General features: G+C 52.2%; 1 protein-coding gene. It reads right to left on the reverse strand.

All coding sequences use genetic code 11. From position 1 onward, the window contains the following. Window positions 1-107: 107 nt before the first annotated feature. Window positions 108-1,336, reverse strand: a 1,229-nt coding sequence (locus tag NZ772_19055; GenBank protein MCS6815657.1) for an FAD-binding oxidoreductase, incomplete at its 5' end; no start/stop codon positions are given.

Consider the following 1,336-nt stretch of genomic DNA (forward strand, 5'->3'; position numbering starts at 1 on the left):
CCTCTGGTATTGCCAAGATGCTAGTTTGCTTAAATTTTAATGTAAAGAGTTGTCTGTCTGCGTCTGTCACCCACCAGTTGAAGCAATGGATAAGGGGTATAGATTAGCTAGATGCCACCGACAAAGCAACCCGGATTGAGGAGATTACTCGGATCAAACTGGTATTTTAGTCGCCGCATTAAGTCTAGTGCATTACCATGATAGCCCCATAGATCACAGTCTTGTTTGAGGGCGATCGGGGCTTCGAGGATAGAGAGGTAGCCACCGGCTGCCTGACAGTAGGCTCGGATTGCCATGATATCAGCGATCGCGACAGACTCTGCCAACCGTAGCCAACCTGTGCCACTAGCTGCATGAATTACAGCTCGACTAGCCGGTAATGCTGCAACCTGCCTCAACAAGCTAACCGCTTCAGTAGATCGAATGCCGACCTTGCAGAGTAGGGTTGGTGGAGTGGTTTGTGCCATGGCCTGTTGACGTTGTTGCCACCACTGCTGGTCAGCTTGATTACTAAGGATTTGATGGGTTAATCCCAAAGTATCAGCAACCGCAGAGACCCGATCGCTCTGCTCAGTCACACTGGCAGAAAAACCTTGAAACCTTACAGCTAAGCCAATATCTGTTCCTAAACCGAGGGACTTAGCCAGGTCAGCGGAGAGTAAATCCACTGCGATCGGGGTCAAGGCCGACCCCACCACCGTGCGACTAGCTTGGGCAACGCTGTCAGCATCTCCTACCAACAGTACAGTTTGAGACGCTTCAGGCAACGGATAGACCCGAAAGGTCGCCTGGGAAATAATCCCAAGCGTGCCATAGGAACCAGTAAACAACTTCATCAGATCATAGCCTGCCACATTTTTCACCACTCGTCCCCCCGCTTTGGCAAGTTGGCCATCACAGCGCACAATAGTGATGCCTAGCACCAAATCACGAATGCCACCATAGCGATGGCGCAAGGAACCCGTAGCTGCCGTTGCGATCGTGCCACCAACGCTAGCCTGTTCACCATACAGTGGATCCACAGGTAACCATTGTCCTGCTTGTGCCAGGATTGGTTGCAGGGTTGATAGTGGCATTCCAGCCTCCACAGTGACGGTCATATCCCCGACAGCATGATCCACTAGGCGATTGAGACGTATTGTGCTGACAGCAACCTGAATGCCCGATCGCAACCCTCCCCACGTCAGTTTACTGCCGCTACCCATAATTGCCAGGGGCCAACCTTGGTGGTGAGCACAACCAACGACTGCGGCTAGCATCTCTGGAGTCGAGGGATACACAATGCAGGCTGGTTGAGTATCAGGGGTAATGGCCTGCTGGAGCCTACAGGCTTGTT

The organism is Cyanobacteriota bacterium (assembly GCA_025054735.1).
Lineage (GTDB): Bacteria > Cyanobacteriota > Cyanobacteriia > SKYG9 > SKYG9 > SKYG9.